This is a genomic window from Acinetobacter sp. AL9, assembly GCF_041464035.1.
Lineage (GTDB): Bacteria > Pseudomonadota > Gammaproteobacteria > Pseudomonadales > Moraxellaceae > Acinetobacter > Acinetobacter towneri.
In genome coordinates this window covers 1-16,300 of sequence record NZ_JAYFSK010000054.1, presented here as the reverse complement: position 1 = coordinate 16,300, position 16,300 = coordinate 1, and the positions used below count along the sequence as shown (strand labels likewise).

Here is a 16,300-nt window from a genome sequence, read left to right as displayed (position 1 = left end):
TTTGGGGTTCTATCTGCGACTAAAGTGCCTTCCTCATCCCATCTTCTTAGGGTTTGGATGGAAACACCCAGTGTTTTAGCTGCAACGCCAATACTAACATATCTACTCATTTGTATATAATAATATATAAATAGGTAGATTTCAACTAGCAGTTATTAACCCTTTCGGCTTGTAAAATCAGCTCAAGCTGCCAAACAAGTATCCATCGTCATGCGACCAACAGTTTTGTTTAAGAACTGCGCATTTAAAATAGCAACCAAAACTTATACTAGATAAGCCATCTATACTATGTGGGATCAGCATTTTTCAAAAATACATCAGATAAACAGTAAGTTATTTAATTTTTATAGTGAAGATTAAAATAGCCTACAAACACATATCATAAAAAATATTCATATGACCTATAAAATAAATTAGAAAATCATAGCTCGATCTACTAAAATCGCTTTCTTTTGTTTACATCTTATTTCTCTCCCATGACGAATTTACGCACACGGGATATTATTGCCTTGGGTTTTATGACCTTTGCGCTGTTTATTGGTGCAGGTAATATTATTTTCCCACCTATCGTGGCACAGCAAGCGGGCGAACACGTCTGGCTTGCTGCGCTCGGTTTTCTCATTACCGCAGTTGGCTTACCCGTGATTACCATTATGGCGTTGTCACGTGTCGAAGGTTCTATACAAATTTTAAGTTCGCCTTTAGGCAAAATCGCGAGCTTAATTTTAACAGTCGTCTGTTATTTAGCGGTTGGCCCGCTTTTCGCCACACCACGTACCGCTACCGTATCTTATGAAATTGGTTTCTCTGCCTATTTTGGCGATTCCGCGAGCACCTTATTCATTTATAGCGCCATCTATTTTGCCTTGGTGATGTTAGTTTCACTGTATCCACACAAAATTTTAGATACAGTGGGCTATGTACTTTCCCCGCTTAAAATTCTGTCATTACTAATTTTAGGCATCACTGCATTTATTATTCCGACAGGTACAATTTCACCTGCCATTCACAATTATGTGAACAGTCCTGTATCTGAAGGCTTTATTAACGGTTATCTCACTATGGATACCTTAGGTGCATTGGTATTCGGGATTGTGATTATTAATGCGATTCGTTCACGTGGCGTAACTGATAAAAAACTCATCACCCGCTATGCGGTATGGGCAAGTTTAATTTCAGGGATCGGTTTAACTTTAGTTTATCTAAGCCTATTTAAACTGGGGATGGGCAGTCACGATGTTGCCGCCAATGCCAGTAATGGTGCAGTCATTTTACATGCCTATGTGCAACATGCTTTTGGCGGATTTGGCTCGGTATTTTTAGCTGCAATGATTTTTATTGCCTGCATGGTTACGGCAATTGGACTGACATGCGCATGTGCTGGATATTTTGAGCAAATTACTAAAATTCATTATCGCCGTTGGGTATTTATTTTAGTGGGCTTTGCCTTTGTTATTTCCAATCTTGGACTCACCAAACTCATTGCAGTTTCAGTGCCTATTTTAAGCGCGATTTATCCACCTGCAATTGTGGTCATTCTACTCAGCTTTTTCTGGGGATTATTCCGTATTCCAACCCGCGTGATTGCACCTACTGCCGCAGTTGCATTGCTCTTTGGCATCATTGATGCAATGAAGGCCGCAGACTTAGCTAGATTCTTGCCAACCACACTGACCAATTTTCCCCTGAGTGAACAAAACCTCGCTTGGTTGATTCCTGCATTACTGATTTTTGTATTCGCTACAATTCATGATCGAATGAAAAAATAGCCAGTACGGACTTCGAGCTCGGCTATTTTTTCAAGTCATGCTCTATTTTCGAGCTGTATTGTATTAAAGTCGTGTTTTATCCAAATACGAATTTAAGTTAGACAATAATTGTCAGGTTTTACCCAAACCCGCACTTATTGTTTCTTGTGCTAAAACTGCCTCTTTTTAAGGCAATTTATCAGTCATGATAATAGCAACCCAAATAATTATTTGGTATAAATAAACAAATGAAATTAAAATATTTTCAATAAAAAACTAAAACAAAATAAATCATTCACCCATTTTAAGCAGAGCTCAAATTAACGCTAAAGTCGTATAGTCGCCCTCAAAATTAGCTGGCATAAAATATGCAAGTACGATTGAAATCGTATTTAAATGGCTTAAAAAACACACTACTTTTTATTATTTTGTAAATAAATGATAACAAATAGTAGTATTTCATATGAAAATGATGTTTTTTATCAAAATATGACTATAAGGGCTTGAAATAGTTTGCTAAACAAGGTAGAACAATAAAACCAATCTGACTAAAATGCTCTGATTTTAGTGATTTATAACAAGGAGGGATGGAGATGTTTTCACATTTCAATACGCAAGTCTTCATTAACGCTCTGAAGGCTAACCAAAATCTAGTTACTTTTTTAAGCACCACTTTTGCACTGATGCTGACCCTATTGCTCCAAGGCTCAATTCAAGGCAACTTGAAACCAACCTATTTTTTATATGCCTTATTGGTATGTATAGCCTTTGCGATTTGGACATCCATTGACCAAAAGTTTCGTGAACATAAAAACGTAGAAGTTCATTAATCTTACCCTAGCACCCACTCATTTTAGCTTTTTCGCTTTCACTTTGCGGCAGATGGATCACTCCTCTGCCGCCAAACTCAAAAAGTAGATTCTAATCATCATTCCTGATCTACAGCAAAAATCTCAAAATCTTCTACGGGCTACCAAGAAAAAATTAAACTGAGCAATTAGAATTACAACAATCCATAGATTGCGCCAAGCAATAACACACTAGTCCCACCCAATTCAGCCACAATCAATAACAGCATCGCCAAACTCATGCACCAACTTGGCAATGTCCATGCTGCAATTTGATGCGGTTGTTTAAATTGATTAGTGTTATCTTTAAGCAATCCATGCAAGATATAACTCAGAATAGAAAAGCTAAAAAATACTAAATTTAGAATCACACAAATTAAAATTACAGTGGCATCCCAAATACAAAAATAAGCCAAGACCGCTAAAATTAAACTTGCAGGTGCATATAACAAACTACTGCGATGTGCGATATCCACATAATAATGAGCACGCGCTTGGGCAGAAGCACGAATTTGCCAATATTTCCACACGCCTGTAAGCATCCCCACCCACAAAAATATTCCACTGAAAATAATCGCAAGGCGCACTGCCAAAGATAAACTTTCCATGTTTAACACTCTTTTATTTTTCGTGTGGCTATTTAACTACACTCGCAGACTACTAAGCTTGACTTTAGAGTCAGAATAAATACAAGTTTCTTTTTGGAACTCGTGTAAAGTAACTTTATTCTCATCATCCTTAAAACATTATGAGCACATTTGAAAGCTTAAATATTATATGTGCAGATGGTTATGCCCTCGCTGCCCGTTATTATCCAAATCAATATACACAAGCACAGCGTCTACCCGTCTTGATTTGTCCCGCGACAGGCATTACCAAGAATTTTTATCACGCTTTTGCCACATGGCTAAATGAACAAGGCTATGCTGTGCTGTGTTTTGATTTTCGTGGTATTGGTGATTCGTTACACGAACCATTGAAACAATGTGAAGCCAGTATTGTTGATTGGGGGCAGTTAGATATTCCTGCAGCAGTAAATACTTTGCTGCAAAAAACGCAAGCTGAACAAGTGGTTTTATTGGGACACAGCGCAGGCGGACAATTACTGGGGATTAATCCTGAATATCATAAAGTGGCAAAAGTCGTAGCTGTTTCAGGCTCTACAGGCCACACAAAAGGTTTAAAAGGTCGTACTCGCCTACTTGCCCCTGTGATGTTTAAAGTTATTTTTCCACTTGCCAGAATCACACATGGTTATGGCCCAACCAATGCAATTGGCATGGGCGAAAACCTACCTAAAAATGTGGCCCAACAATGGGCACAATTTTGCAGCAAACCCGGCTATGTCATCAATGCTATAGGCAAAACAGTTTCACAGCATTATCACGATAAAATTCGTTGCCCGATTACTGCTATTTGGAGTTCGGATGATGAGATTGCCACCGAAGCCAATGTGAAAGATTTACTCCGTCTCTATCCCCATGCATCGACTAATATGATTGAACTTAAACCAAAGCGTTATCAGCATAAAGCCATTGGGCATATGGCGATGTTTAAAAAGTCACATCGAAATTTATGGAATGTGATTGAAAATCAATTGGCAGTTTAATTTTTAGTGGCGAAGTCACATACAAATTAAACATTTGTTTTAGTTTCTCGCTTTTTCTTTTCCCTGTTTAAGCAACCAAATTTGTAATCCTGTTTGGTTGTTTCTTTTTTTCTATTCCATGCCACATTTCATGTTCAGCTTTTAAAATCCAGACTTATCGCTGATACACATTTTCAGGATGAAACATCACAATCTTTTTATTACACCATAAAAAAGCTCCACCATTTCGGTAGAGCTTTTTGAGTGATTTAATTCAAAGCTTAGTAATTAGAGTAAGCGAATCATCACAGTTTTAATACGGTTACCATCAAGTTCTGTCACTTCAAAGTGCACACCTTGATAATCCAACTGCGTGCCGACCTGAACTTCACCTTGGGTTTTATCTAAAATCAAACCTGCAACGCTAATGTAGCCTGCATCTTCTTCAATCAGATCCATCATACCCAGTTCAAGTTCAAGCTGGTATAAATCCAGCATACCTGTTGCTTTCCATTCGTTTTCATTGGTTTTAACCAAATCTAACTGTTCGTCTGCATCAGGGAATTCACCTGCAATCGCTTCAAACACATCAAGCGGTGAAATCAAACCTTGAACATTACCAAACTCATCGCTGACTAAAACCAAAGAACCTTTAGAGGTACGTAACGTATTGATCGCATCAATCACTTTCATTTTTTCAAAAATGTAAATTGGACGCTGACGTTTAATTAAAGCTTTAAGCTCTTCTTCTTCGTCCAATACATCCAACAACTCTTTGGCACGTACAATACTAATGACTTTATCTAAACTACCACGACACACTGGGAATAAGCTGTGTGGTACAGATAGAATCTGTTCGCGGATTTGTTCAGGTGAATCTTCAATATCGACCCATGAAATTTGGCTACGTGGCGTCATAATTGATGCGACTGAACGCTCTGCCAAGGTCAAGACACCACCAATCATGTAGCGTTCTTCATCTGCAAACGCTTCTTGCGCTTCGTTATGCAAATCAGGGCTACTGGTTTCAACTCGCCCCCCCATCAATTTTAAAATTGAATCTGCAGTACGGTGACGTAACGGAATTTTTGCTTCATGTTTTGCAACATTGCGCTGACCAAATTGGTTAAACGCTTCAATAGCAATCGCAACACCAATACCCGAATAGATATAACCTTTAGGGATATGGAAGCCAAAACCTTCTGCAATCAAGCTGATACCAATTAATAGTAAGAAGCTTAAACACAAAATCACCACTGTTGGATGACGGTTCACAAAAGCAGTTAATGGCTTAGATGCAAGTAACATCACCAACATTGCAACCACCATGGCAACCATCATCACATAGATGTTGTCGACCATGCCAATTGCGGTAATGACTGAGTCTAAAGAGAAAACTGCATCTAGAACAACAATTTGTGCTACAACTGCGGCAAAACTTGCATAAACCACATTGGTCGTGACTTTGACTTCGGGTTTGCCTTCCATCTTCTCATGCAACTCTCCTACCGCCTTATAGACGAGGAACAAACCGCCACCCAAGAGAATGAGGTCACGCCCTGAAAAGGTTTTTTCAAATAAGGTAATTAACGGTTCGGTTAAAGTAACCAACCAAGAGATTGCAAATAACAATCCTAAACGCATAAACAACGCTAAAGATAAGCCAATCACACGGGCTTTATCACGCTGTTCTGGGGGTAATTTTTCTGCAAGAATTGCAATAAAGACTAGGTTATCAATACCTAATACGATTTCTAGAATAATAAGTGTAATTAAACCAACCCATATTCCCGGATCTAATAAAAACTCCATTAGTTCATAGCTCCGAGATAGTTAGTAGAAATCGAAATATAAAGTAGACCTGCGCACGGCGACGGATCCATAAAAGTAACCTTTTTAGCAATAGATAGCTTAATTATGCACAATCTTGAACATTTGTAATTAAATTTTTAATTTTTTTGAATAAAACTAAACAGTACGATCTATAAGATGGTTTTTACTTTATTTTTCACATTCTTAATTTTTTTAGAGCGATGACAGCCAAACAAAAGCCGTGAGAATGGATTAAAAATGTCAAATGAATTGTAATGTATTTTTAGACGCATTAGTCATAGATTACAACTGTAAGCCAACCCACACTTTAATCTAAACTTAAAATATTGATAAAAAACAACTATTGTTAAAAGATTAGACCAAAGCTTATAATTTTTTTGCAAAATTCAACGCAATAACCCGCACTTTTACCTAAAAGCCAAGTGTACAAATGTATTTTTTTAACTAAAATGCAGCCTAAGTTGATGGTTAAATTGATAATTCAACTTATAAAACCAGATAACTCACTACTAATCCAAACTAATCCAAACTAAAACAATTCTATAGGATTAATTGATATGACACATGAATATGGATTGAACTTAAACAAATGCCTACGCGCTTGGAAAAATAGCCATTTCAAAGCCAGCTTCTAAATCGAGATTCATCATATTTCGTCAGATTTCAACCAAATTTTAGCCACTGAAAGCATCTTGCTAAGCACATGAGTTTTCACATAAAATGTGAAATATCAAAAATACAATTAAAACAATGCAGGGAATATGCAATGTCCAAGAAATATTCAAAATTTCTACCATCCGCCGACCAATATGATATTGAACAATTTCCGTATTATTGGGTCACACAAGTACATGCTCAATATGTACAGAATGTCGATCAGGCACTTAAAAAGTATGGTTTAGATAATTCTCGCCGTCGTATTTTATTGGCATTAAGGTCAAAAGCACATGCGAGTGTGTCTGATTTGTCAGACATGGTGGTGTCAAAAATGTCAACTACAACTAAAATTGTTTATCGTTTAAAAGATGAAGGTTTGGTTGAAACTTATTCTTGTGATGATGATGCGCGTATCACTCGTGTCGTGCTTACTGAAAAAGGTAATGAGATGACCAACAAAATTAATGATCTGACTAGCGTTGTTTTAGAGCAGTCATTTGATGGTTTAACTCCACTACAAATTGAAAAAATGATGGAAAGTTTACGTCATATTTTTAATAATTTAGCACGCTAAACATCACGTTATTGTTCCACATCTGTTCTTATCCTATATAAGCACAAGATGTACTTAAGGATCGAAAAAATTGAGCTGGGGGCTTACTTTTTCGATCTTTGCTTTTGGTACATGTGAACACTCAAACTCGTCTAAAGGAAAGCCCTGCACAAAGCTGTGTATGTTCGGTGTTTTCAAACTTAGCCATTCATCTAAACGTGCATGTGGAATAACAATAACAGAACGTTTGACTGGCCCAGGCTCATGAAATTCCTTCATCATCGCGTGATCAATTACGTCCATGGTAATCATACTCGCAGAACGGACAATTTCTTCCGTGCCTTGCCCATCCTTTAAACGGCAAATTTCATACAGTGCTGCAATAAAAAAGGCCTGTCCATCTTTACGACGTACACCCCAACGCTGCGGTTTACTGTCTATATATTTGGATTCATAAAATTCTGACACAACAATCGCGCCAAATTTACACTTATAAGCAGCTTCACTAAAACTTGGTTTTTCTAATAAAGTTTCGTTACGGCAATTATAGGTTTTTTGCGCAATACTTCTGTCTTCCGCCCATTTGGGAATCAAGCCAAAATTCACCGAGCGCCACTCTAAACCTTGTTCAGACTTAAACAATAGTGGCACACTCGAATTTGGATACGCTTCTTCAGCATATTCAAACGGAATTTCAGGCAGACCTAATGCAGATAATTGCGCTATGCTTATTGGTTTAAAATTGGCACACATATACAAATTGGATGATTAGACACACGCACTATATTATGCGTTTTGATCATGAACAGTAAGTGCGCACCCACGCATTCCTTCTTACTCAAACAAAACGCAGACAAATAATTACCGTTAAGCTGGCAATGTCAGCCAATGCGTGCGGGTAAATTCTTCAAATATCCAGCGCCCATTAAAACGACCTAAGCCTGAGTTTTTCTCACCACCAAACGGTGCATTGGCATGATCGGCAACGGTAATACCATTAATATGTGTCATTCCAACATCAAACTGTGCTGCAAATTCTGCACCGCGTTCTACATTTGTAGTGCATACAGCAGCAGATAAACCATAGCGTGTATCGTTCGCTAACTGTAAGGCATGTGCGGTATCTGCTGCTTTGAGAATCGGTAAAATAGGTCCAAAACTTTCATTTTGTACAATTTCTGAATCGGCAGCGACATTCACAAAAACATGTGGTGCAACTAAGTTCCCCGTAACCCCGCCCGCATAAACCAATTCTGCACCCTGCGCCTGTGCTTTTTGAATAATATGCTGATGCTTTTTCACCTGTTCTGCATTAATAATTGGCCCAATCAAGGTGTCATTTTTATTCGGATCACCTACTACTAATTGCGACACACTTGCTAACAATTTTTCAAGATAGGCTGCATAAATAGACTGATCGACAATGACCCGATTGGTACTCATGCAAATTTGACCTTGATGCAAAAAGCGCCCCATCACAGTTAGTTCTACGGCCAAATCTATATCTGCATCATCCAAAATGACTAAAGGTGCATTGCCACCGAGTTCTAAGGCGACACGTTTTAAATGCTCACCCGCAACGGCCAGTTGCCCTACATGCTGTCCAACTTCTGTAGAGCCTGTAAATGAAATCATTTTAGGAGTTACATGCTCAACAAAGTAATCACCAATTTCACGACTCGCACCCGCCACCACATTGAGTACGCCTGCAGGCAAGTCTGCTTCTTCGAACAGTTTACCGAGTATAGTTCCACCTGTGACTGGCGTATCACTGGCAGGTTTGAGCACTACACTATTACCACAAGCAATCGCTGTAACCACTGAACGCATAGACAAATGGAAAGGGAAATTCCACGGACTGATCACAGCAATAACACCCAAAGGTTTACGCAAAACAACACTACGGACTTTCGGATCTTTGCTTTCCAGTTGCGTCGTGGTCATTTGCTCGGGAAATTGTGCAGCTTCTTGAATAATCCCTAAAGCAGCATCGACTTCGATATTGGCTTTTAAACGGGTACTGCCCGACTCATCAATCAGCCACTGGATAATTTCTTCGCGTCGTTGCTGAATGACTTGCTCTAAGTTCTTAATGATGTATTGACGCAGACTTGTGGATTGAATCAATTGTTCATCAAAAGCTTTTTGCGCTGTACTATAGGCACTATCAACATCTACCACGCTGGCGCCCTGCATCTCAAAAATTGTAGTTTGATGATATGGATTCAAGTTTGGAATGGTTTTAGTAGATGTCCCAACCGACCACTTGCCGCCAATAAATTGTTGATTCAAATCTTGATATGCTGGCATGTATTTGTCCTTGCGCTACTTTTTATATATGACTTTCACTCTACTCCGCAGCTTGATGTTTTTCTAGCAGCAAGTACATCCTGTAACTATTCAGCTGCAAAATTTTCAAAAAACCATAAGCAAAATACAGGCAACAAAAAAGCCTCCGAAGAGGCTCATTTGTTTGTATTACACAATCAGTAAATCAAATCCTAAAGGATTAATCACCTGTATAACCTTTTAACTTTAAACGCGCTGCGTGTAAAAGTGGCTCTGTGTAACCAGAAGGTTGCTCGCCACCTTTGAAGATCAAGTCAGATGCAGCTTGGAATGCAATGTTATTAGCAAAGTCGTTAGACATAGGCGTGTATAGTGGATCATCAGCATTTTGTTGATCTACAATTTTCGCCATGCGCTGCATTACTTCTTCAACCTGTTCACGCGTTACAATTCCGTGACGTAACCAGTTGGCAACGTGCTGAGAAGAAATACGTAAAGTTGCACGGTCTTCCATCAGGCCCACATCATTGATGTCTGGAACTTTAGAACAACCTACACCCAGATCAACCCAACGAACGACATAACCCAAGATACCTTGGCAGTTATTTTCCAGTTCTTTTAGTTTCTCTTCTTCAGACCAGTTGGTATCAGTTGCAAGAGGTGGAGTTAACAAATCATCTAAAGGCAATGCTTCAGTTGCAAGCAATTCTTGCTGACGGTTTGCTACATTAATTTGATGGTAGTGAATCGCGTGAATCACTGCACCTGTTGGAGACGGAACCCATGCACAGCTTGCGCCTGCTTCAGGATGTTCAGTCTTGGTTTTGTACATGTCTAACAGCATGTCTGGTTTTGGCCACATGCCTTTACCAATCTGTGCTTTACCACGTAGACCTGTTTGTAGACCTACCATGACGTTACGGTTTTCGTAAGCTGGGAACCATTTTTGGCCTTTGATTTCGCCTTTACGAACAAATGGACCTGCTTCCATGAAGGTATGGATTTCATCACCTGTACGATCCATGAAACCGGTGTTAATAAAGATGGTACGGTCTTTCGCCTGAGCAATACAGTTTTTCAGGTTAACAGAGGTACGACGCTCTTCATCCATGATACCGATTTTCAGGGTTTTAGCAGGTAAGCCAAGCGCTTGTTCAGCACGTTCAAACAGCTCAACCGCAAATGCTACTTCTTCTGGACCGTGCATTTTTGGCTTAACGATATACATAGAACCGGTACGTGAGTTCTTGATCGTGTTCTCACCACGGATATCAGCCACAGAAAGCAATGGAGTGACCAATGCATCCATGATGCCTTCATAAATTTCTTCGCCATCTACAAGGATCGCCGGGTTTGTCATCAAGTGACCCACGTTACGAAGCAGCATCAATGAACGGCCATGAACCTTGGTCTCACCGCCTTCAACATTTTTGAAGGTGCGGTCAGCATTTAGTTTACGGGTAATGGTCTTGCCATTTTTCTCGATAGACTCTTCAAGCGTACCTTTCATCAAGCCTAACCAGTTACGGTAGCCTTCAACTTTTTCTTCAGCATCAACTGCTGCAACAGAGTCTTCCAAGTCTTGAATCGTCGTTACAGCCGCTTCAAGCACAACATCTTTCACGCCAGCTGCATCTGTCTGTCCAATTGGGCTGTTTGCATCAATCTGGATGATTGCGTGCAGGCCGTTATTTTTCAGTACGATTTCAGTTGGTGCAGAAGCTTCGCCATTGTAACCAACGAATTTAGAGCTATCCGCAACAGTTGTTGTAGAACCATCTTTTAGGCGAACAACAAGTTTGTTTGCTTCTACAGCATATTGAGTCGCGTCGGCATGTGAACCTTGCGCCAATGGGAAAGTTTCATTTAAGAAGTTTTTCGCGAATGCAATTACTTTTTCACCACGAACTGGGTTGTAGCCTTTACCTTTTTCTGCGCCATTTTCTTCAGAAATAACGTCAAAACCGTAAAGTGCGTCATATAACGAACCCCAACGTGCGTTTGCTGCGTTCAAGCAATAACGTGCGTTACGTACAGGTACTACGAGCTGTGGACCAGCCAATAATGCGATTTCTTCATCAACATTTTCGGTGGTAATTTGAAAATCTTCTACTTCTGGTAATAAGTAGCCAATTTCAGTCAAGAAAGCTTTGTAAGCTTCTAATTCAAATGTATTATTGCGGTGCCATTCATCAATTTTAGCCTGAAGCTCATCACGCTTTGCGAGTAATGTTTTGTTCTTAGGGCTAAGATCGACAACGACTTGCTCAAAGTTTTTCCAGTATGTATCACTGTCCAAACCAGAACCTGGTAATGCTTCATTTTCGATGAAATCGTAAAGTTCTTTAGCAATCGCTAACTTGCCTTTTTGAATACGTGCAGTCATTGTCTTTCCTGATATTGCTACTTTTTATACAAGAGATTCTAGTATACTGATTTATATTTAGCTGAATAGTATTATCACATTTCAAAATAACGATCATTTATTACAAGATGAATGACAACAATCATCATAAAGCCTGATCAGAAACACGACACTATTACTCATCTAAATACACTTTTACAGTGTATAAAGTTTTTGAAATGTCGAAATTAGACTTAAGTTCAGATTTTGTTGTAAAAATCGGCGTCAGTCTTATTGCAACCCTTCAAGATTAAGCCATGTTTATGACAAAATGTCGATAAAACCAACAGTCACATCTTTTCTATCATAAAAAAGCGCCTAGTTCTAGGCGCTTAAAAGATCAACTGATTTGATGTTTGGCTTCGGTGGCCTGTATCTGTCGATGTTCTTCATTTAAGTAATCATCAGACTGCATTTCCAATAAACGTGAACGTGTGCGTTCAATTTCAAATGCCAGTTTTTCGCCCTGATAAATTTCAATAATCGAATCTTCAGAAGTCAGTAATAACTTGACACCACGATCATAAAATTCATCGACCAAATAAATAAAACGACGTGTTCCTTCAGACAAGAAGTCTGTTAAATGCGGTACATTGCTCACCAAAACCGTGTTGTAGATGTTGGCAATTTCAATAAAGTCTGCAGGACTACGCGGTTTAAAGCACAGTTCTGAAAATTCACACCACAACACATCTTCAGTATGCGCAATTGTTTCAACAATACGTTGGTTGATAATAATTGGCTCAGAAGAATAATGTTGTGTATTACTCAAAGCACTGAAACGCTGTGCCATCCAGTTTTGATTATCATGCGTTAAAGGCGATTTAAATAATTGCGCCTGTTTCAAAACACGTAAGCGATAATCTACACCAGCATCGACATTTAGCACTTGGCAATGTTTTTTAACCATTTCAATGGTTGGAATAAAACGATCTCGATGGATACCATTTTTATATAAACCGTCTGGGGCGATGTTAGATGTTGCCACCAAAGTAATGCCACGATGGAATAATTTTTGGAACAAGTCACTCAGAATCATCGCATCAGTCACGTTAGATACGAAAAATTCATCGAAACAAATCACCACTGCATCTTTATAAATTTGGTCTGCAACAGAATCGAGCGGGTTACGCTGCCCTGAAAGTTTGTTCAGTTCACGATGCACATGCTGCATAAAGTGGTGAAAGTGCATACGTGTTTTACGTCTAAATGGAATCGAGTCGTAAAACTGATCCATGAGCCATGTTTTACCACGACCTACACCACCCCACATATAAACACCCTGTGGTGCTGTTTGGCGGCGGAAACGGCGGAACGCTTTTTTTGATGCTTTATAGCGTTGAATTAATTCCTGCCACACACGCTCAAGTTCGTGTACAGCCTGCGCCTGCGCATCATCTGGCATAAATTGTCCAGAGGCTAACGCTTGTGCATAACGCTCCGCAGGCGATAATGGAGTAAAGGCTGTGGTTTGTGGCGAATTAAAATCAGACATATTCATCAGTACTTATTTGGGCAAATAGATTATAACGAAGATCGAATCACGAGATATAGCACTTTGGCATAGTTTGCAAAATACTTAGGCTATTTTGTATATTGGCGTGGACTTTGTCCAAACCACCGTTTAAAGGCATGGTTAAATGCCGCAGGCTCTGAATAACCAAGTAACTCTGCAATCATTTCAATTGAATATTCCTGATATTCAATTAATCGCAATGCTTTATCTTTGATAAGATCTTCACGAATTTGTTTGTAACTAGTGTTCAATTGTTGCAGTTGATGGCGCAATGTCCGTTCAGGAATTTGCAAAGCATGTGCTGTTTCTGCCATGCTCGGCATACTGCCTTGTTGTAATTCCAAATAATCTTTTACGCGCTGTACCACCGAAGGCGCATCATCTTCGAGTTTAAGTCGCTCTAACTCAATCACGCATTTGGCTTCATAACTACTAAAAGTGACTGCATCGGCAGATGGAATACGCGCTGTGAGAACTGCATCATCAAACCAAAACGCTGCTTGGGGTTGATTAAAAACAATATCTTGACCGTAATAATCATAAAAAGTTTGCAAAACTTCACTTTGCTGCGGCTGTGCAAATGGCAATTCTATGCGAATACGTGGCGCACTCATCCCCATCATTTTATATAGGTCTTGAATAAATTTGAACGTGCCTGAAATTTCACACTGCGCACGCAATACACCTAAACTACTATGTAAATCATTGGGTTGATAACACAAGGCAATATGTCGCGTGCTATGTTGCAAACTCAGTTTCCCGCTTAAATGCGTCAATCCCTGATATTGAATCCCTTTTTCTAATGCAGTGGCAATATCTGGACTGGTCACCAATAACATCAGTAAAGGACCATAACCTGCCAAAGCATAATGCTGTCCAATAAACAGCCCCATTTCAGGCTCTACATCTTCACCAATGACTTTGAGAATATCCCATTCCAAACTCGGATGAATAATTGAACTGGTATCCAGCGCATCTGCACGCAAGCCGATACTTTGCAATTTTGCATCGACATCAACGCCTGCTTTACGCATGCCTTGTATTAAATACATTAAGCCAAGTATGGATCTTTTCATAAAATGAACAGTGCGAAACGGAATATCCTTTTTACCCGATTCATCCACAGATAGAAATTGCCGAAAATATCAATTTTTATGTCAGCACGATCATGTTACCACATGCTGGCTTATTCTATCCTGACTCAAACAAACTCAAGTCAAACAAAATAAATATAAGGATGTCTTCATGCAGGATGCAGCAGCTCATTATCAAGTCGCAATTATTGGCGCAGGCTTTGGTGGATTAGCCATGGCGATTCGTTTGCTACAACGCAACATTCATAACTTTGTGATTTTAGAAAAGTCTAATGAAGTGGGTGGTACTTGGCGTGAAAATCAATACCCTGGCGCGGCTTGTGATGTGCAGTCGCATCTGTATTCATTGTCATTTGCACCCAAAACTGACTGGTCAAAACGCTATGCCGAAGCACCAGAAATTTTTCAGTATATTCAAGATGTGGTGCAACAGTTTAATCTGCGCGAATATTGCCAATTTAACAGCGAAGTGGTGCATACCGAATACCATGAAAAAGACTGTGTATGGCATGTTGCGTTAAAAGATGGCAGACAATTGAGTTGCCAATATTTAGTCTTTGCTTCTGGCCCACTGCATGTGCCACAAATCCCGCACATTAAAGGCATTGAAAAGTTTCAGGGCAAGGTTTTTCACTCGTCTCAATGGGATCATCAATACAACTTAAATAGCAAAGTTGTGGCATCTATTGGCACAGGCGGCAGCGCGATTCAATACATTCCTGAAATTGCACCTCAAGTTAAACAGTTATATGTCATGCAACGTACAGCTGCATGGGTCATTCCACGAGATGAACGCAAATATCTGAATATTGAGAAAAAACTGTTTAAACAAGCAGACTGGTTTAGAAAGTTGCATCGTGCGCGTTTGTATTGGTCGAATGAATCACGTGCAATTCCAATCATGCAACCTAGCGTGATGAAATATACCCAAAAACTGGCAGAAGCCTTTATTCGTTTTCAGGTCAAAGACAAACAATTGGCACAAAAACTCACGCCTGACTACATTATGGGATGTAAACGTATTTTAGTGTCCAATAAATACTTCCCAACTTTTAACCGTGACAACGTCGAATTAGTGACTGATGCAATACAGGAATTGACTGCAGACAGCATCATCACCAAAGATGGTAAAATGCGAAAAATTGATTGTCTGATTTATGGCACAGGCTTTATTACCGATCCGCGTATCTATCTACAGCCATTTAGCTGCATTGGTGAACATGGCGTTGAATTAAAACAGGCATGGAAAGATGGCGCAGAAAGCTATTACGGCATTAGCCACAAAGGTTTTCCGAACCTGTTTCAGTTGCTTGGGCCAAATACAGTTTTGGCGCATAACTCGGTTATTTTTATGATCGAATCACAAGTCGATTACATTCTGCAAATGATGGATTTGGTGGCACAATCACAGAGCAATGCAATTGTAGTAAAAGATCAAGTACAAGATCAATTTAACCACGATGTGCAAGACATGCTAAATAACACGGTTTGGCAATCTGGCTGTGTAAGTTGGTATCAACAAGATGGTGGAAAAAACTTTGCACTTTGGCCAACCTATACTTGGAAATATTGGCTAAAAACCAAGTCGCTGCATCCGAGTGATTTCAGATTAATCAGTAAAGCGGCTTGACATCCTCCCCGATCTAAAGGACGGAGATTCCTACTGCTAGACGCTCATGCCCGAGCGCAAGAATATTCAGTGCGGAATTTACATCCCGATCATGGAGCGTACCGCACTCCACACACTGCCATTCTCTTATTCCAAGTCCT

At 39.5% G+C, this 16,300-nt stretch carries 14 protein-coding genes; 5 read left to right on the top strand and 9 right to left on the bottom strand.

Annotated features, from left to right (window positions below; translation table 11 throughout):
• A partial coding sequence (locus ACEO2X_RS11110) for a MerR family DNA-binding transcriptional regulator (protein ID WP_317098506.1) occupies positions 1–110 on the bottom strand: 110 nt, incomplete at its 3' end.
• 366 nt (positions 111–476) lie between these two features.
• On the opposite strand from ACEO2X_RS11110, the gene brnQ reads away from it, so the two are divergent.
• On the top strand, positions 477–1,769 hold the full coding sequence (brnQ, locus tag ACEO2X_RS11105; protein ID WP_154320787.1) for a branched-chain amino acid transport system II carrier protein: 1,293 nt from the start codon (positions 477–479) through the stop codon (positions 1,767–1,769).
• 572 nt (positions 1,770–2,341) lie between these two features.
• On the top strand, positions 2,342–2,578 hold the full coding sequence (locus ACEO2X_RS11100) for a hypothetical protein (protein ID WP_004976747.1): 237 nt from the start codon (positions 2,342–2,344) through the stop codon (positions 2,576–2,578).
• Between the two features lie 173 nt (positions 2,579–2,751).
• Here the strand turns inward: ACEO2X_RS11100 and ACEO2X_RS11095 are convergent, their stop codons facing one another.
• Positions 2,752–3,204 (bottom strand): hypothetical protein, encoded by a 453-nt coding sequence (locus ACEO2X_RS11095; RefSeq protein ID WP_371972037.1) that lies wholly within the window; start codon positions 3,202–3,204, stop codon positions 2,752–2,754.
• Between the two features lie 140 nt (positions 3,205–3,344).
• On the opposite strand from ACEO2X_RS11095, the gene ACEO2X_RS11090 reads away from it, so the two are divergent.
• Positions 3,345–4,205, top strand: a complete 861-nt coding sequence (locus ACEO2X_RS11090) for an alpha/beta fold hydrolase (RefSeq protein WP_104851904.1) — start codon at positions 3,345–3,347, stop codon at positions 4,203–4,205.
• A 267-nt stretch (positions 4,206–4,472) separates the two neighbouring features.
• On the opposite strand, the gene ACEO2X_RS11085 is transcribed toward ACEO2X_RS11090, so the two are convergent.
• Positions 4,473–5,996: a TerC family protein gene (locus ACEO2X_RS11085; protein ID WP_179993850.1), complete on the bottom strand. Its 1,524-nt coding sequence runs from the start codon at positions 5,994–5,996 to the stop codon at positions 4,473–4,475.
• Between the two features lie 787 nt (positions 5,997–6,783).
• On the opposite strand from ACEO2X_RS11085, the gene ACEO2X_RS11080 reads away from it, so the two are divergent.
• Positions 6,784–7,248 (top strand): MarR family winged helix-turn-helix transcriptional regulator, encoded by a 465-nt coding sequence (locus tag ACEO2X_RS11080; protein WP_004976754.1) that lies wholly within the window; start codon positions 6,784–6,786, stop codon positions 7,246–7,248.
• Between the two features lie 54 nt (positions 7,249–7,302).
• Here ACEO2X_RS11080 and ACEO2X_RS11075 read toward each other — a convergent pair whose 3' ends face one another.
• The 5 genes from ACEO2X_RS11075 to ACEO2X_RS11055 form a co-directional block, all read right to left on the bottom strand.
• Positions 7,303–7,980, bottom strand: coding sequence for an SOS response-associated peptidase family protein (locus ACEO2X_RS11075; RefSeq protein ID WP_371972036.1), 678 nt, complete (start codon positions 7,978–7,980; stop codon positions 7,303–7,305).
• A gap of 114 nt (positions 7,981–8,094) precedes the next feature.
• Positions 8,095–9,537, bottom strand: coding sequence for an aldehyde dehydrogenase family protein (locus tag ACEO2X_RS11070; protein WP_131261472.1), 1,443 nt, complete (start codon positions 9,535–9,537; stop codon positions 8,095–8,097).
• 199 nt (positions 9,538–9,736) lie between these two features.
• Positions 9,737–11,902, bottom strand: a complete 2,166-nt coding sequence (locus tag ACEO2X_RS11065; protein WP_096901411.1) for a malate synthase G — start codon at positions 11,900–11,902, stop codon at positions 9,737–9,739.
• 358 nt (positions 11,903–12,260) lie between these two features.
• Positions 12,261–13,415 carry a cell division protein ZapE gene (zapE, locus tag ACEO2X_RS11060; RefSeq protein ID WP_004976758.1) on the bottom strand — a complete coding sequence of 385 codons (1,155 nt, stop codon included), beginning with the start codon at positions 13,413–13,415 and terminating at the stop codon, positions 12,261–12,263.
• Between the two features lie 89 nt (positions 13,416–13,504).
• Entirely contained in the window at positions 13,505–14,512 is a 1,008-nt protein-coding gene (locus ACEO2X_RS11055; RefSeq protein WP_165492532.1) for an AraC family transcriptional regulator, read from the bottom strand.
• Between the two features lie 169 nt (positions 14,513–14,681).
• On the opposite strand from ACEO2X_RS11055, the gene ACEO2X_RS11050 reads away from it, so the two are divergent.
• On the top strand, positions 14,682–16,160 hold the full coding sequence (locus ACEO2X_RS11050; protein WP_131261473.1) for an NAD(P)/FAD-dependent oxidoreductase: 1,479 nt from the start codon (positions 14,682–14,684) through the stop codon (positions 16,158–16,160).
• Between the two features lie 13 nt (positions 16,161–16,173).
• Here ACEO2X_RS11050 and ACEO2X_RS11045 read toward each other — a convergent pair.
• The coding region (locus tag ACEO2X_RS11045) for a zinc ribbon domain-containing protein (RefSeq protein ID WP_371972038.1) at positions 16,174–16,300 on the bottom strand (127 nt) is incomplete at its 5' end.

Coding starts and splice junctions, on each gene's coding strand:
- ACEO2X_RS11070 (WP_131261472.1), bottom strand. CDS start 9,537: ATGCCAGCATATCAAGATTTGAATCAACAATTTATTGGCGGCAAGTGG.
- ACEO2X_RS11080 (WP_004976754.1), top strand. CDS start 6,784: ATGTCCAAGAAATATTCAAAATTTCTACCATCCGCCGACCAATATGAT.
- ACEO2X_RS11075 (WP_371972036.1), bottom strand. CDS start 7,980: ATGTGTGCCAATTTTAAACCAATAAGCATAGCGCAATTATCTGCATTA.
- brnQ (WP_154320787.1), top strand. CDS start 477: ATGACGAATTTACGCACACGGGATATTATTGCCTTGGGTTTTATGACC.
- ACEO2X_RS11100 (WP_004976747.1), top strand. CDS start 2,342: ATGTTTTCACATTTCAATACGCAAGTCTTCATTAACGCTCTGAAGGCT.
- ACEO2X_RS11065 (WP_096901411.1), bottom strand. CDS start 11,902: ATGACTGCACGTATTCAAAAAGGCAAGTTAGCGATTGCTAAAGAACTT.
- ACEO2X_RS11050 (WP_131261473.1), top strand. CDS start 14,682: ATGCAGGATGCAGCAGCTCATTATCAAGTCGCAATTATTGGCGCAGGC.
- ACEO2X_RS11055 (WP_165492532.1), bottom strand. CDS start 14,512: ATGAAAAGATCCATACTTGGCTTAATGTATTTAATACAAGGCATGCGT.
- zapE (WP_004976758.1), bottom strand. CDS start 13,415: ATGTCTGATTTTAATTCGCCACAAACCACAGCCTTTACTCCATTATCG.
- ACEO2X_RS11090 (WP_104851904.1), top strand. CDS start 3,345: ATGAGCACATTTGAAAGCTTAAATATTATATGTGCAGATGGTTATGCC.
- ACEO2X_RS11095 (WP_371972037.1), bottom strand. CDS start 3,204: ATGGAAAGTTTATCTTTGGCAGTGCGCCTTGCGATTATTTTCAGTGGA.
- ACEO2X_RS11085 (WP_179993850.1), bottom strand. CDS start 5,996: ATGGAGTTTTTATTAGATCCGGGAATATGGGTTGGTTTAATTACACTT.